We start from the raw sequence: 15,657 nt of genomic DNA on the forward strand, positions 1-15,657 counted from the left end.
CTTATACCGTCAGCACAACGCAACTGTCTGCATCCCAACACAGGCGCACTTCGTCGCCCCAGGTCGGCTGCCCCTTGCGGTAGCGATGTTCGTTCTGTAACTGCGCGCTGAGCATCTGCCCGCTTTTCAGGCGCACGTGGTAGATGGAGAGATCGCCCAGATAGGCAATGTGCACCACTTCACCCACGGCAAAGTTATAGCCATCGGCAGGCGGATCCTCACAGAGCATGATCTTCTCCGGACGCAGCGCGACGTAAACCGGCACGTTATCCACCACGGAGTTATCCGGATCGACCTTAAGCGGATGCTGCAGCCCCGGCGATTCGATGACCAGGCCATCTTCCTGACGATCTTTCAGCAGCCCCTCGAAGACGTTAACCGAGCCGATGAACTCCGCGCTGTAGCGGGTGGTTGGGTGCTCATAAATCTCTTCCGGCTCGCCAATCTGCACGAACTTCCCGCGGTTCATGATGGCGATACGTCCGGCCATGGTCATGGCCTCTTCCTGGTCGTGGGTGACCATCACGCAGGTCACGCCCACGCGCTCGAGGATATCGACCACTTCAAGCTGCATACGGTCGCGCAGCTTTTTATCCAGCGCGCCCATCGGTTCATCAAGCAGCAGCAGTTTCGGGCGTTTTGCCAGGCTGCGGGCCAGGGCCACGCGCTGGCGCTGGCCGCCGGAGAGCTGGTGCGGCTTACGCTTGGCGAACTCCTGCATGTGCACCAGGCTCAGCATCTCGGCCACGCGCGCGGTAATTTCAGCCTTCGGCAGCTTATCCTGCTTCAGGCCAAAGGCGATGTTCTGCTCCACCGTCATATGCGGGAACAGCGCGTAGGACTGGAACATCATGTTGATCGGGCGCTGATACGGCGGCACGCTGGAGAGGTCCACGCCGTCGAGCACGATCTGCCCGGCGGTGGGCTGTTCAAAACCGGCCAGCATACGCAGCAGGGTCGATTTACCACAGCCAGAGGCCCCCAGAAGGGCAAAAATTTCGCCTTTATAGATCGTCAGGCTGACGTCGTCCACGGCATGCTGGCCATCAAAAGATTTGGTGAGGTTACGAATTTCAAGCAGCGGGGTCAGCGCTTTACGGACTTTCGCCTGCGGGCGGGGGATCGCGTCATTCACGGGGTGTTCTCCGGTAGAGATCAAATCATGGTGCAGGCGCACCAGAACGGTGCGCCTGTTGCCGGGGGCGCTTCGCTTGCCCGGCCTGTGACAAAGGGTTATTTACCGCTTTTCACCTTGGTCCACGCGCGGGTACGCACGCGGTCAATTTTTGGATCCTGGACTTTCAGGGTGAAGAGCTTGGCGAACACATCCGCTGGCGGATAGATAGCCGGGTTATTACGGATTTCTTCGCTCACCAGCGGCACGGAGGCCTTGTTACCGTTCGCGTAGTAAACGTGGTCGCTGATGTGGGCGATAACCTCAGGACGCATCAGGTAGTTGAGGAACTGATACGCTTCGTCTTTGTTTTTGGCGTCAGCCGGCATCGCAAAGACGTCGAAGAAGGCCAGCGCCCCCTCTTTCGGAATGAAGTAGGAGACGTTCACGCCGTTTTTCGCCTCTTTCGCGCGGTTCGCCGCCTGCCATACGTCCCCTGCCCAGCCGATCGCGACGCAGATGTCGCCGTTCGCCAGGTCGTTAATGTACTGGGACGAGTGGAAGTAACGAATGTTTGGACGCAGCTTCAGCAGCAGATCGGTCGCCGGGCCGGTGTAATCATCGGCCTTATTGCTGTTCGGATCTTTGCCCAGATAGTTCAGCACGGTCGCGAAAATCTCTTCCGGCGCATCGAGGAAGGAGACGCCGCAGCTTTTCAGCTTCTCAAGGTTTTCCGGCTTCAGCACCACGTCCCAGCTGTCCAGCTTCACGTCCGGGCCCAGCGCGGCTTTGACTTTATCCACGTTGTAGCCGATACCGGTGGTCGCCCACAGGTAAGGCATCGCGTATTTGTTGTCCGGGTCGTGCTTAGCCACCAGCTTCAGCACTTCCGGATCGAGATTTTTCCAGTTCGGTAACTTGCTCTTATCCAGCGGCTGGAAGACGCCTGCCGTCAGCTGGCGCTCCAGGAAGCTTGCGGAAGGCACCACGAGGTCAAACCCGGTGCTGCCCGCCATCAGCTTTCCTTCCAGCACTTCGTTGGAATCGAACACGTCGTAGACGACTTTAATGCCGGTCTCTTTTTCAAAATTTGCCACCGTGTCCGGCGCAATATAGTCAGACCAGTTATAAACGTGCAGCGTTTTTTGTTCCGCAGCGAGCGTGCCGGCAGAGACGGCCATCAGAGCACCCGCAACCAGACCCGATAACCATTTTTTATTCAAGGCGATCATAGTGTTATTCCTTCTGAAAGCTCGTTAACAAACGAACTAAAACTGTGCAATCAGGATATATGCAAAAATCATGCATAGTTTGTCGCTCTGCTCAAAATAAAAAGAAACCTCTTTACCCGGCAGCTTCCGCTCGCTTTTTTAAGCATCGCAAGAATAACTGTAGCCCGTGTCCCCGGCTATAGCCCAGACGAAAAAACGCCTTTTATCAATTTTTTATGCAGGTTAAGTCTACGTGATAAGCCGAAACGGCCTTCAGGGAGGTGAATAATTCTTTAAAGAAAGGTTAAAAGCAGCAGAAAAAATGGCCTTCTGCAGCCGCTATGGCAGCGACTGCGCAAAAGTCAGACAGGCTTAGTGAAGAAAATTGGGAGATGCATCATTATTCTCTGCATCATCTTCCGCGCTATACAGCAGATGGTGTGCATTGGCTTCCATCATAACCATGGAAATTTGCTCTTCGCTCAAGCGCATAAACCAGGCGAACTGCTTGAACGACAGCCCTGCCCCGGAGAATAAAGACTGGCAAACGACCAGTTTTGGCAGATTATCATCCTGTATGTCGAGAAATGCCTTCACCGTCAAAGAACTGGCATTGATTGCCGACAGGTCGGAAGCCAGCGCCAGCAGCGCGGAGGGCTTCACTTCGGCCAGCGCGGAGAAAAGGATCACGTCGTTAATCAGATCGATTTTGGCATCGAAAATGCCGTCGAAATTCTGCATATGAGGCAGATGCAGCGCCTGGCAGGAATCACATTCGAAGAACGTAATTCCGGCATCATCAAGCCATTGACGTAACGTATCCAGTGTAGGTACGACCTGTAAATCCATCGCGATGCAGCCTCTTTAATAAAAACTTCGCATAGGGTACTTAAAAAGCGCGCGGTAATCCATTTAACCACCCGTTTTCAGACAGTAGCCCGGCGTCGCATGACGCTCGATCCATAAGATCATTTTACCCGCAATATCGACCCCTGTGGTTTTTTCCACACCTTCCAGCCCCGGCGAGGCGTTCACCTCCATGACCAGCGGCCCGCGCGTCGCGCGCAGCAGATCTACACCCGCCACGTCCAGCCCCAGGGTTTGCGCCGCTTTCACGGCAATTTCCCGTTCGCGATCGCTGATATCGGCGATTCTGGCAATGCCGCCGCGGTGAAGGTTAGAGCGGAAATCGCCCTCTTTGGCCTGCCGCTCGATAGCCGCCACCACTTCGTTACCCACCACAAAACAGCGAATATCGCGCCCTTTCGCCTCTTCGATATACTCCTGCACCAGAATGTGGGCATTGAGGCCCCGGAAGGCATCAATCACGCTCTCCGCCGCCTGACGGGTCTCCGCCAGCACCACGCCAATGCCCTGCGTGCCTTCCACCAGCTTGATCACCAAAGGCGCGCCGCCCACCATGTCGATCAGATCGCTGGTGTCGTCCGGGGAATGGGCAATCCCGGTGACGGGAAGATCGATCCCCTGACGGGCAAGAAGCTGCAGCGAGCGCAGCTTGTCGCGGGCGCGGGAAATGGCGACGGATTCGTTGAGCGGGTAGCTGCCCAGCATCTCGAACTGGCGCAGCGCGGCGGTGCCGTAGTAGGTAATCTGGGAGCCGATGCGGGGGATCACCGCATCAAAGTGCGGCAGCTTGCGGCCTTTGTAGTGAATCGACGAGGCGGCCGGATCGATGTTCATATAGCAGGACATCGGGTCGAGGATTTCAACCTGATGCCCGCGTTTCGCCGCCGCTTCTCGCAGGCGCTTACATGAATAGAGCGTTCCATCCCGGGACAATATGGCAATTTTCACCCTGCACCTCTCTGAAGACATGGAAAAAGCCTGCGTATCATATACGCAGGCAGGCGCAGGATAAATGGACTATCGCGTCGCCCAGCCCTGTTTGTGCAGGTAATCAAGAATAAACGGGCGATTTTCTTTAATGATGGTGCGGCGAATATGGTCCGTCCAGGTGTCGCGACGGTTATTGCTGCCGCGCGTCATGTAGTAGTTCGCCAGCTCTTCGTCGTAGTGATTCAGGACATCCTGATCGACCGGCTGGTAGTGGTTTTCATGCACCAGCATCGCCGCAGGAATGCGCGGCTTCAGATCCGGGTTATCCGCCGGCCAGCCAAGGCACAGGCCAAACAGCGGCAGCACGTGTTTTGGCAGCTTCAGCAGGTCGGTCACACTTTGAATGTTGTTACGCAGGCCGCCAATGTAGACGCCGCCTAACCCCAGCGACTCCGCCGCCGTAAAGGCGTTTTGCGCCATCAGCGCGGTATCCACCACGCCCAGCAGCAGCTGTTCGGCCAGCCCCAGCTCGGCCTCAGGGCAGATCTGCAGGTGGCGGTTAAAGTCGGCGCAGAATACCCAGAACTCGGCTGCCTGAGCCACATGCTTCTGCCCGCCGGTCAGCGTCACCAGCTGTTCACGCATCGCCGGGTCGGTAATGCGGATAATGGAGCTGCACTGCAGGAAGCTGGAGCTGGAGGTCGCCCTTGCGCTGTTAATAATCGCTTCGCGCTGCGCATCGGTAATCGGCTCATCGGTGAAGTGGCGAATGGAACGATGGGAAAGGAGCAGGTCTATGGTTGGCGTCATCTTGTCTCTCTTTATCTTGCTTAAACCGTATGGCAGCCAGTATAGGCAATGATATGCGCGGTGTAATTGGCGAAACATAGCTCATAGATATTATAACGACAGGCGAAACCTTCTTTAATGACGACAGGTTATGGGGCACTATACGTGTCATTCGCCGTCAGGCTTGTTTTTTTGAGGAGAGAGAAATGTTTGCAGTTATTTTTGGTCGTCCAGGGTGCCCTTACTGTGTGCGCGCGAAAGAGCTGGCTGAGAAACTGACCGAAGAGCGCGATGACTTCAACTTCCGCTATGTGGACATCCACGCGGAAGGCATCACCAAAGCCGATCTGGAAAAAACTGTCGGTAAGCCGGTTGAAACCGTACCGCAGATCTTCCTCGATCAGAAACACATTGGCGGCTGCACCGACTTTGAAGCTTACGCCAAAGAGCACCTGGGCCTGTTTGCTGCCCAGTAATGAAATGAAAGGACGCCCTCACCGAGAGGGCGTTTTTATTTGTGGTGCCGTCGGTTATGAAGCAGACTGCGCACAAATAAGTAGCAGAGCGCGCCAAGGGCGCACCAGAAAACAGCGCTCATCAACCACGCCAGCTCCTGCCAGAAACTCCGCGTAGAGATATACAGCAAGCGCATCATCAGCAAACAGAGCGGCGCGGCCAGCATGGCGCCCAGCAGTGGCTTCACCACCTCCCCTTTACGGGAGAGAAAACTGGCAGCTGCCCCCGGCAGGGTAAAAAAGAGCAACCCGAGCTCCGGATGACCCGACGCCCTGAATGCCCCTTTCACGTTAAAAGCAAGCGACATGCATACGACCGTGAACAGCAAAAAGCAGCTGATCACCCCCGCCCAGTTTCGTTTCATATTCAACCTATCCTCCTGACTTATCTCTATCAAATACACTTTCGTCGGGTAGACGCCCAGTCAGATAAAGCAATGCGGCAATCCTTGCCAAAGTACGCACAGGGTGATGCGATAATCAGTAGCTGTCAGTAGCTAATGCGATTAAACTACACGCCAGCTAATGTTTTAGGGAATAAAGCAGGAAACAGGGAGCGTTAACGCTTTTCCCTGACCCAAAAAACAGTAGCCCAAAAAGTCCTTTCATTCAACAACTTACTGGTAAACAAGAAGTTAGCCTCCGTGAATATAAACGTCGCAGACTTGTTAAATGGGAATTACATCCTGTTATTATTTGTGGTACTGGCGCTGGGTCTTTGCCTGGGTAAATTGCGCCTGGGTTCGGTTCAACTCGGTAATTCCATTGGCGTTTTAGTCGTCTCCTTATTATTAGGCCAGCAGCACTTCAGCATTAACACGGACGCGCTCAACTTAGGTTTTATGCTGTTTATTTTTTGTGTTGGCGTGGAAGCGGGACCTAACTTTTTTTCCATTTTCTTCCGCGACGGCAAAAATTATCTGATGCTGGCGCTGGTGATGGTCGGCAGCGCGCTGCTGATCGCGTTAGGGCTGGGTAAACTGTTTGGCTGGGATATCGGGCTAACGGCCGGTATGCTGGCAGGCTCGATGACCTCCACTCCGGTGCTGGTGGGTGCCGGTGATACCCTGCGCCACTCCGGTATGGCCGGGGAACAGCTCTCCACCGCCCTCGACCACCTGAGCCTGGGCTATGCCCTGACCTATCTGATTGGTCTGGTGAGCCTGATCGTTGGCGCACGCTATCTGCCAAAACTGCAGCATCAGGATCTGCAGACCAGCGCCCAGCAAATCGCCCGCGAGCGCGGTCTGGATACCGACTCCAAACGTAAAGTTTATCTCCCGGTGATCCGCGCCTACCGAGTCGGGCCAGAGCTGGTGGCGTGGGCAGACGGCAAAAACCTGCGCGAACTGGGGATTTACCGCCAGACGGGCTGCTACATCGAACGTATCCGCCGTAACGGCATTCTGGCGAACCCGGACGGCGACGCGGTGCTGCAGATGGGCGACGACATCGCGCTGGTCGGTTACCCGGACGCCCACGCCCGTCTCGACCCGAGCTTCCGTAACGGCAAAGAGGTGTTCGACCGCGACCTGCTCGACATGCGCATCGTCACCGAAGAGATCGTGGTGAAAAACCATAACGCCGTTGGCCGCCGCCTGGCGCAGCTGAAGCTGACCGACCACGGCTGCTTCCTCAACCGCGTGATCCGCAGCCAGATTGAGATGCCTATCGACGACAACGTGGTGCTCAACAAAGGCGACGTGCTGCAGGTCAGCGGCGACGCCCGCCGCGTGAAAACCGTGGCCGACCGCATCGGCTTTATCTCCATTCACAGCCAGGTCACCGACCTGCTGGCCTTCTGCGCCTTCTTTATCGTTGGCCTGATGATCGGGATGATCACCTTCCAGTTCAGCAACTTTAGCTTCGGCATCGGTAACGCCGCCGGGCTGCTGTTCGCCGGGATCATGCTGGGCTTCCTGCGAGCGAACCACCCGACCTTCGGCTACATTCCGCAGGGCGCGCTGAACATGGTGAAAGAGTTCGGTCTGATGGTCTTTATGGCGGGCGTGGGCTTAAGCGCGGGAAGCGGCATTGGCCACAGCCTGGGTGCCGTTGGCTGGCAGATGTTGGTTTCCGGACTAATCGTCAGCCTGGTGCCGGTGGTGATCTGTTTCCTGTTCGGCGCCTACGTGCTGCGCATGAACCGCGCCCTGCTCTTCGGGGCGATGATGGGGGCGCGTACCTGTGCGCCTGCTATGGAAATCATCAGCGACACCGCGCGCAGCAACATCCCGGCGCTGGGGTATGCGGGCACCTATGCTATCGCTAACGTGCTGCTGACGCTGGCGGGTACGCTGATTATCATCATCTGGCCCGGACTCGGATAACTCCTAAGAATGCGCGTGGCGGAAAATATTTTCGTTACGCGCAGAACTTTTTTATCAAGGGGCAGTCATAACTAGTGCCACTGCTTTTCTTTGATGTCCCCAATTTGTGGAGCCCATCAACCCCGCCGTTTTGGTTCAAGGTTGATGGGTTTTTTGTTGTCTGAAGTTCGTGCCTTGTGGCGAACAGCCATAGGCAAAGCCTTCCTACGCCGTTTCAATCGCATATAGCAGTTCAACCAGATCAACCGCACTTACATCATCCCAGCGAAGGTAGCTCGACAGAGAGCTTGTTCCCGAATCTTGCCCTAAAACGCGCTGGCATATTGCCTGGTGGTCAACGGATGCAGATACCCAGACAGCACCACTCTGCTGACAAAAGTAGGTCGAACCTTTCAACCCATCCCTTTGAATACGTTTCTTCCAGGTATCCACCTGCTGTGTCGTCACTTTTAAACTCATATCTTCCCCTAAGTAAATCAAGCAATCCCAGTTGATGATCCCATAAAATACCCGGATAAATCAGCGCGGAGAATATCAGTGTTCAATTTTTATCCTGACAAGACATTTAACAGAACGGAAGTTATGAGTCGACCAACACCCGTTCCCGCCATCAACGGAGTCTATTTTTGGTGGTTCAAAGAAATCCCGCCGGGCGTTCCAACAGAAGGTTGCCTAACTCATGATGGGCTAACTCTGCTTTATGTGGGTATTTCTCCCGACAAAAAAGGGAAACCTAATAGTAGAGCCAATCTCAAAACACGTATCAAAACTCACTACAGCGGAAATGCCGAAGGCTCTACGCTGAGACGAACGCTAGGTGTTTTGCTTGCGGCAGTAAGCAATTATCCCCTCCGTCGTGTTGGAAGGGGAAACAGAACGACATTTACCCATGCTGGGGAACAATGGCTCGATCTTTGGATGGATCAGAATGCAAAAGTATACTGGGTAGCAGACGAAGAACCTTGGGTGCTGGAAGAAGCGTTGATAAGAAGTATTCCGCTCCCATTAAACATTCAAGGTAACACTCATCCTTTTAAGCCAACGCTCTCAGCAATGCGCAGCAAAGCTATGGCAGAAGCCAAACTGATGGAGATTGCGAACGAAACAGGATTTAGCAGACGTAAGGTCGTGGAGATTGTTGAGCAAGCTGTGAGGGTAGAATAATCGGCTCAGGAAGACCGCCGTTGCGCAGTTGCACCAAATAAAAGGCACAGCCCAGGCGGCAAACCATAAGTATTACGTTAACTGTTCAGGTATTCCATTCAAGTTTGTGCATTAAGGTGTGACAACATAGCCGTACAGATTTACCAAAGGCAGCATTTCTCATTATCTTTATGCAGGCGATGACGAGGCAATCGACCATCTGCTGGTATGTCGTTTAGGGTGACAACAGGCAGCCCAGTTAGCTCGCTATAGCGTTCCATAGTGACGTGCAGTTTGTTCAAGAAATTGTAATATTAGGGGTCATGGTGCAACACCTCCTACTGGCTTGTGGTGAGCCGTTTGTAAACGGGACAAGTACATAAATGGAAACAAAACTGATAATGGTTGATGGGAACGCTTACATTTTTGACGCGCCATTTCTTCCTATCAATCTTCATCTCCGATTGTTGTTAGTGATGGTCGTACTACATATATCAGTTGTCAAAAATTCACGGAAGTGTTAGATGCGCACTGGTTGATCAATATTGATGGGACCTATTCCGTTAGACTGATTACAAGACTGCAGAAAGGCATGATTAAAGTTTCTACTGCAGAAAATAGTTTTTAGTGTGCTTTTTCTTGTATAGAAGTTATTGCATGTATAAGAAGCACAACAGTTTCACACTGATTAGGTAAAAGGATTTAGAAATGGATTTGTTTCTTGTTGTAGTTTTGCTTTTGGCCTTACTCGCCCCCATCCTTAGTCTTATTTTGCTCAAGAAGAGCAAACAACATAAGACAGAGATCGAGGCACTTAATCATCAAAAGATAGCTCTTTCGAATGAACTAAGTGAAAGCCAAAAACATTTAACGAACGCTATAAGAGAGCACTCAGAGCTGGAAGGAAGAGCTGCTCCTCTGTGGCAATATGAAGAACTGCATAGTGCCGTTCTGGATGCAGAAAAGACGATAAAAACAGCAGACTCGATTGCTAAAAACACAGTGAATGAAGCACAACTTAAAGCATCCAGCATCGTCTTTGAAGCAAATAACCAAGCCCGACTAACGATAAGTAATGCCAATAACGAAGCAGTTGTAATAACTAAAGATGCTCGCGATGCTCGTTTAAAAGCCAAGGAACGATTGGAGAACGCCAATAGTAGGGCCGATGAGCTAATCTCCAATGCTAATGATAATGCAATGAAAATAGTCGCTGATGCAGAGATTAGAGCAAAAGAAATCGCCGGCTCTGCATATGAAGCAAAAGAATTTGCAGAAACCTACCAAGCTGTGGCCAAGTCAATGAAAAATAAAATTGAAGGGTACGGTGATGAATGGATTGTTCCAAACCGAAGCGTTCTGGATGAACTAGCAGAGAATTATGAATTTACTGATGCAGGCAGAGAGCTACAAAAAGCCAGAGAGTTAACAAAATCACTAATTAAAACGAGCAAAGCGGCAAGTTGTGATTATGTCGAACCGAATAGACGTAATACTGCGATAAAATTTGTATTAGATGCGTTCAATGGCAAAGTTGATAGTACACTTTCTAAAATCAAACATAACAATTACGGTAAACTTTCCCAGGAAATTAAAGACGCATTTCAGCTTGTAAATTATAACGGCTCAGCTTTTAGGTCGGCTAAGATCACTGATATATTCTTACAGGCCCGACTCAACGAACTGAAATGGGGCGTTGCAGTTAATGAAATTATGCTCGAAGAAAAAGAAGAACAAAGGCGCATCAAAGAGCAGTTGCGCGAAGAAGAAAAAGCACGTCGAGAATACGAAAGAGCGATAAAAGAAGCCAAGAAAGAAGAGAAAACAATTCAGCAGGCTATAGATAAGGCTACTAAAGAGCTGATGCTTGCAGGTGAAGAGCAACGACTCGCCCTTGAGCAGAAACTGGCTGAATTACAAATTAAATTCGAAGAGGCTGAAGCCAAAAACCAGCGTGCAATTTCGATGGCTCAACAAACACGCTCAGGTCATGTCTATGTAATTAGTAATATAGGATCGTTCGGCGAAAATGTTTATAAAATTGGCATGACGCGACGCCTCGAACCTCTAGACCGTGTTCGTGAACTTAGTGATGCCAGTGTTCCATTCGCCTTTGATGTACATGCAATGATCTACAGTGACGATGCACCATCATTAGAGAATCACTTGCATAAAGTATTTAATGGAAAACAAGTTAACAAGGTTAATTCTCGGAAAGAATTCTTTAATGTGGGCATTAAAGATATTAAATCAACTGTAGCCAATATGAATATCGATGCACATTGGACGATGTTTGCAGATGCCAAAGAATATAGAGAGTCTCTCGCAATTGAGAATGAACGCTCAGCCGCGCAGGTTGCAAACGAAGAACTCGTTGTTGCCTGACATAGGTGATTTCACGTAATCATACATTAATCACGATTTTTATATACAGTTAAATTTAGCCCTCAGACATGAGGGCTTTTTTATGGCAGTACGAAAACTCGAAACAGGAAAATGGATTTGTGAATGCTACCCCGCCGGACGCAACGGGCGGCGTGTGCGTAAGCAGTTCGCTACCAAAGGCGAAGCACTGGCTTTTGAACGCCACACAATGGAAGAGACGGAGGCTAAGCCCTGGTTGGGTGAATCGGTAGCTCGCCGAACTCTGAAAGACGTAGTTGAACTCTAGTTCAAGCTGCACGGCAAATCTCTGACCGCTGGCGAGCATGTTTACGACAAGCTGATCCTGATGGTCTATGCACTCTGAAACCCTATTGCTACTGATCTCAGCTCGAAATTATTCGCACATTACCGTGACAAACGCCTGACGTGTGAAATCTATTTCAGTGAGAAGTGGAAGAAAGGTGCCAGCCCGGTAACTATCAACCTTGAACAAAGCTATCTGAGCATTGTTTTTAGCGAGCTGGCCCACCTTGGAGAATGGACGGCACCAAACCCGCTGGAAAGCATGCGCAAGTTCACGATTGCCGAAAAGGAAATGGCCTGGCTGACGCATGAACAAATCACAGAGCTACTTTATGACTGCCAACGCCAAAGCGCCCTGCTCGCTCTGGTTGTAAAAATCTGTCTGAGCACCAGGGCACGCTGGCGCGAAGCTGTGAATCTCACTCGTTCCCAGGTAACTAAGTATCGAATCACTTTCGTCAGGACAAAAGGCAAAAAGAACCGCAGCATCCCGATCAGCAAAGAGCTGTATGAAGAACTCATTGCTATGGACGGCTTCAAGTTTTTCACCGACTGCTACTTTCAGTTTTTGGCAGTGATGGATAAAACTTCCATCGTGCTACCACGCGGGCAGCTAACCCACGTCTTGCGCCATACATTTGCAGTACACTTTATGATGTCAGGCGGGAACATCACTTGCCCTTCAGAAAATCCTGGGTCACCACGACATAAAAATGACCATGCGTTATGCCCACCTGGCACCAGATCACCTTGAGACAGCGCTACGTTTTAACCCGTTAGCTACCATGATAACTGCTTAAATTGGAAGAACCGCTCATACGCACTCACCGCGTTTTAGCACGTTTGAATCTCGATTTATTCAACTATGTATGCCACTATAAGTTAGCTTGGTTTTCAAAGATTCTTAGCAGCTGATTTCTCTAAAAAATTTGGCTACCTAGACACCAAGTTAAGGGGATAAATAATGATAAATATCAATCAACTATGTGATTACATCATCACAAAAATCTCAGCTTCAGGCGAAACTATGTCTAATTTGAAGCTGCAAAAATTGGCGTATTACGCGGATGCTTGGTATCTGGCTTTTTTTGATGAAAAGTTAGTGGATGAGGGGTTTCAAGCGTGGATTCACGGCCCAGTAAGCCGTGCGATTTATAACCGATTCTCTTCTACAAAATCACTGTATTCGGACATCACGATTGCAGATTGCACTCCTGGATTTGATCTTTCATCTATTCCAGCCGCTGCCGCAGCTCATATTGATGGCGTTCTTGAAGTCTATGGTGCTTTTTCTGGTGCACAACTTGAAGATATGACCCATAAAGAAGAGCCATGGATTAAGGCTCGTGAGGGTTACAGACCGTCAGCACGTTGCGAGGTAGTCATTGATCGCAACATAACTAGAGATTTTTACCGTAGCCGATTGAATTAATAACCATGGTGAAAGCCTTTCGCCCTTCATTAGGGACAAATCAGCCGACAGCGGTACAGACCCCTAAAACGCCCTCCGCACCCGAAAGAAAGTGGGCGTTTTCTTTTCGTTATTGGCGTCAAATTGAGAATTTTGGGTTAGATCGTACCGATTCAGGCTGGTTTGTTTCACTAATTGGAAAATTATCCGAGCTTTCCCAAAAAGATGTCAAAGGCTTTATTACCAGTGGGGCCGAAAGAGAGGCATGGCGCTATCATTCAATAAACTGGGAACAAAGAAATATCCCCGTACAACGTAACCAGTTGACCTGGATTGACTCTGACTACCTTGAAAATGACGAAGAATACCCATTATTACAATTTCAGATATCTACTGCCCTTGGTAGAGTTGTAGGCTTTTGGGATGAGAACCAAATTTTTAATGTTGTGCTTTTAGATCCTCTTCATAACATCCAGCCAACACGCTCTCATAACTATCGAGTTGACTACTGTGCACCGCTTGAGACCCCCTACTCACTTTTACTCTGTAGAGTAGATGATATAAGACGCACATGCCGTTGTTCAGATCCTGAATGTAGCTTCAAACGTCGAATCGAGCAATTTGAAGAAATTCCAATCCAGACAAACACACTTGTACACTATGTCAGTGACATGGAATGGGCTGAGACACAGCAATTTATAGCGGATGGTTTGATAAGCGATGCCAAAGAAGTTTTCTCTTGGGGGCTACTGGCTATCAGGGACCAGTAACCACCTGCCAAGTGGCGACAAAGTGGCGGCAGCGGTTGGCAATACCCCGTAATCGTCACTTCTCACCACCAAGCTAACTTATTGATTATCGTACAACTCATTGTTTTCACTAACCCGTCTATATAAATGGGTTTTTTGTTGTCTGAAATACCCCTTCCTCTAATCTTATCTTCTCTCTCGCCACCAAAACATATATGATTAAACACATATAAAAATCACATCTGCAGGAACACCCATGCTCCACCCACTCCACCTCTTCAAAACCCTCTCCGACGAAACGCGGCTCGCCATCGTCATGCTGCTCCGCGAAGCGGGCGAGCTGTGCGTCTGCGATCTCTGCGCCGCCACCGCCGAATCTCAGCCTAAAGTCTCCCGCCACATGGCGCTGCTGCGCGAGTCCGGGCTGGTGATCGACCGTCGCGAGGGTAAGTGGGTCCATTACCGTCTCTCTCCCAACATGCCTGCATGGGCGGCAGCCGTTATCGACACCAGTTGGAACTGCCTGCGGGAAGAGACGCGTATGAAGCTGAAAAACCGGCTTCCGGGTTCGTGCTAATCAAAACACATTCACAAAAACAGATATAACGGAGTAAGCGATGTTTCTGGCAGGGGCAATTTTTCTGTTTACGCTGGTGCTGGTCATCTGGCAGCCCAAAGGACTGAGTATCGGCTGGAGCGCGACTATCGGCGCCGTGCTGGCGCTGGCTAGCGGCGTGATTCACATTAACGATATTCCGGTAGTCTGGAATATCGTCTGGAACGCCACGGCAACGTTTATCGCCGTTATCATTATCAGTCTGCTGCTGGATGAGTCCGGCTTTTTCGAGTGGGCAGCACTGCACGTCGCTCGCTGGGGGAAAGGTCGGGGGCGATTGCTGTTTACCTGGATTATCCTGCTGGGCGCAGCCGTCGCAGCGCTGTTTGCTAATGACGGCGCGGCGCTGATCCTCACGCCTATCGTCATCGCCATGCTGCTGGCGTTGGGGTTCAGCAAACAGGCCACGCTGGCGTTTGTGATGGCGGCAGGTTTTATCGCCGATACCGCCAGCCTGCCGCTGATTGTCTCCAACCTGGTCAACATCGTCTCGGCAGACTTCTTCGCGCTGGGGTTCAGCGAGTACGCTTCGGTGATGATCCCGGTGGATATCGCCGCGATTGCCGCAACGCTGGTCATGCTGCACCTGTTCTTTCGCAAGGAAATTCCTCCAGAATATGACCTGGCGAAACTCCAGGAGCCTGCGCGGGCCATTCACGACCTCCCGACGTTCAGAACGGGCTGGATCGTCCTCCTTCTTCTGCTCGTCGGTTTCTTCGTACTTGAACCTCTCGGCATTCCGGTCAGCGCCATTGCGACCGTCGGCGCGCTGATTTTATTCGCTGTCGCAAAACGCGGACATGCGATAAATACCGGAAAAGTGCTGCGCGGCGCGCCGTGGCAGATCGTCATCTTCTCGCTGGGGATGTATCTGGTGGTGTATGGCCTGCGTAATGCCGGGCTGACGGACTCTCTCACAGGCGTACTGAATAGCCTGGCCGGACACGGGCTGTGGGCCACCACGCTGGGAACCGGGTTCATCACCGCGTTCCTGTCATCCATAATGAACAATATGCCCACGGTGCTGATTGGCGCGCTCTCCATTGACGGCAGCACGGCAACAGGATTGATAAAGGACGCGATGATTTACGCCAACGTGATTGGCTGCGATCTGGGGCCAAAAATCACGCCTATTGGTAGTCTCGCCACCCTGCTCTGGCTTCACGTGCTGGCGCAGAAAAACATGACGATTACCTGGGGCGGCTATTTCCGGACGGGCATCATCATGACGCTGCCGGTCCTGTTTGTGACGCTCGCCGCCCTGGCGCTACGTCTCTCCTTCACACTGTAATGA

At 51.4% G+C, this 15,657-nt stretch carries 16 protein-coding genes and 2 pseudogenes; 10 read left to right on the forward strand and 8 right to left on the reverse strand.

The annotated features are described in order from the left end of the window. Position 1: 1 nt before the first annotated feature. The 5 genes from potG to nfsA all read right to left on the reverse strand — a co-directional run bounded on the left by potG (position 2) and on the right by nfsA (position 4,932). Positions 2–1,135 (reverse strand): putrescine ABC transporter ATP-binding subunit PotG, encoded by a 1,134-nt coding sequence (gene potG / locus C6A40_RS09230; protein WP_021240929.1) that lies wholly within the window; start codon positions 1,133–1,135, stop codon positions 2–4. 98 nt (positions 1,136–1,233) lie between these two features. After that, the gene (potF, locus tag C6A40_RS09235) at positions 1,234–2,346 is read right to left on the reverse strand and encodes a spermidine/putrescine ABC transporter substrate-binding protein PotF (protein ID WP_008503444.1); all 1,113 of its coding nucleotides are present in this window, start codon (positions 2,344–2,346) and stop codon (positions 1,234–1,236) included. A 351-nt stretch (positions 2,347–2,697) separates the two neighbouring features. Further along, on the reverse strand, positions 2,698–3,174 hold the full coding sequence (locus C6A40_RS09240; protein WP_003858385.1) for a YbjN domain-containing protein: 477 nt from the start codon (positions 3,172–3,174) through the stop codon (positions 2,698–2,700). A 63-nt stretch (positions 3,175–3,237) separates the two neighbouring features. Continuing rightward, positions 3,238–4,140 carry a 30S ribosomal protein S6--L-glutamate ligase gene (gene rimK, locus C6A40_RS09245; RefSeq protein WP_021240931.1) on the reverse strand — a complete coding sequence of 301 codons (903 nt, stop codon included), beginning with the start codon at positions 4,138–4,140 and terminating at the stop codon, positions 3,238–3,240. Between the two features lie 69 nt (positions 4,141–4,209). Next, positions 4,210–4,932, reverse strand: coding sequence for a nitroreductase NfsA (gene nfsA, locus C6A40_RS09250; protein ID WP_008503442.1), 723 nt, complete (start codon positions 4,930–4,932; stop codon positions 4,210–4,212). A gap of 185 nt (positions 4,933–5,117) precedes the next feature. On the opposite strand from nfsA, the gene C6A40_RS09255 reads away from it, so the two are divergent. Then, a complete protein-coding gene (locus C6A40_RS09255; protein ID WP_006809455.1) occupies positions 5,118–5,387 on the forward strand; it encodes a GrxA family glutaredoxin in 270 nt (89 codons plus the stop codon). Positions 5,388–5,422: 35 nt separating this feature from the next. On the opposite strand, the gene C6A40_RS09260 is transcribed toward C6A40_RS09255, so the two are convergent. Beyond that, the gene (locus C6A40_RS09260; RefSeq protein ID WP_025912901.1) at positions 5,423–5,797 is read right to left on the reverse strand and encodes an inner membrane protein YbjM; all 375 of its coding nucleotides are present in this window, start codon (positions 5,795–5,797) and stop codon (positions 5,423–5,425) included. A gap of 273 nt (positions 5,798–6,070) precedes the next feature. Here C6A40_RS09260 and C6A40_RS09265 point away from each other — a divergent pair, with 273 nt between their 5' ends. Beyond that, positions 6,071–7,756, forward strand: a complete 1,686-nt coding sequence (locus tag C6A40_RS09265) for an aspartate:alanine antiporter (protein ID WP_008503440.1) — start codon at positions 6,071–6,073, stop codon at positions 7,754–7,756. 204 nt (positions 7,757–7,960) lie between these two features. Here the strand turns inward: C6A40_RS09265 and C6A40_RS24905 are convergent, their stop codons facing one another. Then, the gene (locus tag C6A40_RS24905; protein ID WP_131641656.1) at positions 7,961–8,215 is read right to left on the reverse strand and encodes a hypothetical protein; all 255 of its coding nucleotides are present in this window, start codon (positions 8,213–8,215) and stop codon (positions 7,961–7,963) included. A gap of 123 nt (positions 8,216–8,338) precedes the next feature. On the opposite strand from C6A40_RS24905, the gene C6A40_RS25225 reads away from it, so the two are divergent. Further along, complete coding sequence (locus C6A40_RS25225) at positions 8,339–8,920, forward strand: GIY-YIG nuclease family protein (protein WP_045334003.1); 582 nt, start codon at positions 8,339–8,341, stop codon at positions 8,918–8,920. 140 nt (positions 8,921–9,060) lie between these two features. Here C6A40_RS25225 and C6A40_RS25230 read toward each other — a convergent pair. Next, positions 9,061–9,224: pseudogene (locus C6A40_RS25230) on the reverse strand (regulator). Between the two features lie 168 nt (positions 9,225–9,392). Here C6A40_RS25230 and C6A40_RS25235 point away from each other — a divergent pair. From C6A40_RS25235 to C6A40_RS09315, 7 genes and pseudogenes are all read left to right on the forward strand, one after another. Further along, complete coding sequence (locus C6A40_RS25235) at positions 9,393–9,527, forward strand: hypothetical protein (protein WP_239991047.1); 135 nt, start codon at positions 9,393–9,395, stop codon at positions 9,525–9,527. A gap of 80 nt (positions 9,528–9,607) precedes the next feature. Continuing rightward, positions 9,608–11,284, forward strand: coding sequence for a DUF4041 domain-containing protein (locus C6A40_RS09285; protein WP_114191265.1), 1,677 nt, complete (start codon positions 9,608–9,610; stop codon positions 11,282–11,284). Between the two features lie 82 nt (positions 11,285–11,366). Further along, positions 11,367–12,387, forward strand: a pseudogene (locus C6A40_RS25015) (phage integrase). A gap of 164 nt (positions 12,388–12,551) precedes the next feature. After that, the gene (locus C6A40_RS09305; RefSeq protein WP_039029590.1) at positions 12,552–13,019 is read left to right on the forward strand and encodes a Panacea domain-containing protein; all 468 of its coding nucleotides are present in this window, start codon (positions 12,552–12,554) and stop codon (positions 13,017–13,019) included. A gap of 5 nt (positions 13,020–13,024) precedes the next feature. Further along, the gene (locus C6A40_RS24910; protein ID WP_063930476.1) at positions 13,025–13,768 is read left to right on the forward strand and encodes a hypothetical protein; all 744 of its coding nucleotides are present in this window, start codon (positions 13,025–13,027) and stop codon (positions 13,766–13,768) included. A 235-nt stretch (positions 13,769–14,003) separates the two neighbouring features. Further along, on the forward strand, positions 14,004–14,324 hold the full coding sequence (locus C6A40_RS09310) for a metalloregulator ArsR/SmtB family transcription factor (RefSeq protein ID WP_008503437.1): 321 nt from the start codon (positions 14,004–14,006) through the stop codon (positions 14,322–14,324). 40 nt (positions 14,325–14,364) lie between these two features. Beyond that, complete coding sequence (locus C6A40_RS09315; RefSeq protein ID WP_021240936.1) at positions 14,365–15,654, forward strand: arsenic transporter; 1,290 nt, start codon at positions 14,365–14,367, stop codon at positions 15,652–15,654. The last annotated feature ends 3 nt before the right edge of the window (positions 15,655–15,657 follow it).

Source organism: Enterobacter sp. GER_MD16_1505_Eko_090, from assembly GCF_003331015.1.
Classification (GTDB): Bacteria; Pseudomonadota; Gammaproteobacteria; order Enterobacterales; family Enterobacteriaceae; genus Enterobacter; species Enterobacter roggenkampii.

Bases quoted from the DNA above. Each gene is read 5' to 3' on its own strand.
- potF (WP_008503444.1), bottom strand. From the start codon at position 2,346: ATGATCGCCTTGAATAAAAAATGGTTATCGGGTCTGGTTGCGGGTGCT.
- C6A40_RS09240 (WP_003858385.1), bottom strand. From the start codon at position 3,174: ATGGATTTACAGGTCGTACCTACACTGGATACGTTACGTCAATGGCTT.
- nfsA (WP_008503442.1), bottom strand. From the start codon at position 4,932: ATGACGCCAACCATAGACCTGCTCCTTTCCCATCGTTCCATTCGCCAC.
- C6A40_RS09255 (WP_006809455.1), top strand. From the start codon at position 5,118: ATGTTTGCAGTTATTTTTGGTCGTCCAGGGTGCCCTTACTGTGTGCGC.
- C6A40_RS24905 (WP_131641656.1), bottom strand. From the start codon at position 8,215: ATGAGTTTAAAAGTGACGACACAGCAGGTGGATACCTGGAAGAAACGT.
- C6A40_RS25225 (WP_045334003.1), top strand. From the start codon at position 8,339: ATGAGTCGACCAACACCCGTTCCCGCCATCAACGGAGTCTATTTTTGG.
- C6A40_RS09285 (WP_114191265.1), top strand. From the start codon at position 9,608: ATGGATTTGTTTCTTGTTGTAGTTTTGCTTTTGGCCTTACTCGCCCCC.
- C6A40_RS09305 (WP_039029590.1), top strand. From the start codon at position 12,552: ATGATAAATATCAATCAACTATGTGATTACATCATCACAAAAATCTCA.
- C6A40_RS24910 (WP_063930476.1), top strand. From the start codon at position 13,025: ATGGTGAAAGCCTTTCGCCCTTCATTAGGGACAAATCAGCCGACAGCG.
- C6A40_RS09310 (WP_008503437.1), top strand. From the start codon at position 14,004: ATGCTCCACCCACTCCACCTCTTCAAAACCCTCTCCGACGAAACGCGG.
- C6A40_RS09315 (WP_021240936.1), top strand. From the start codon at position 14,365: ATGTTTCTGGCAGGGGCAATTTTTCTGTTTACGCTGGTGCTGGTCATC.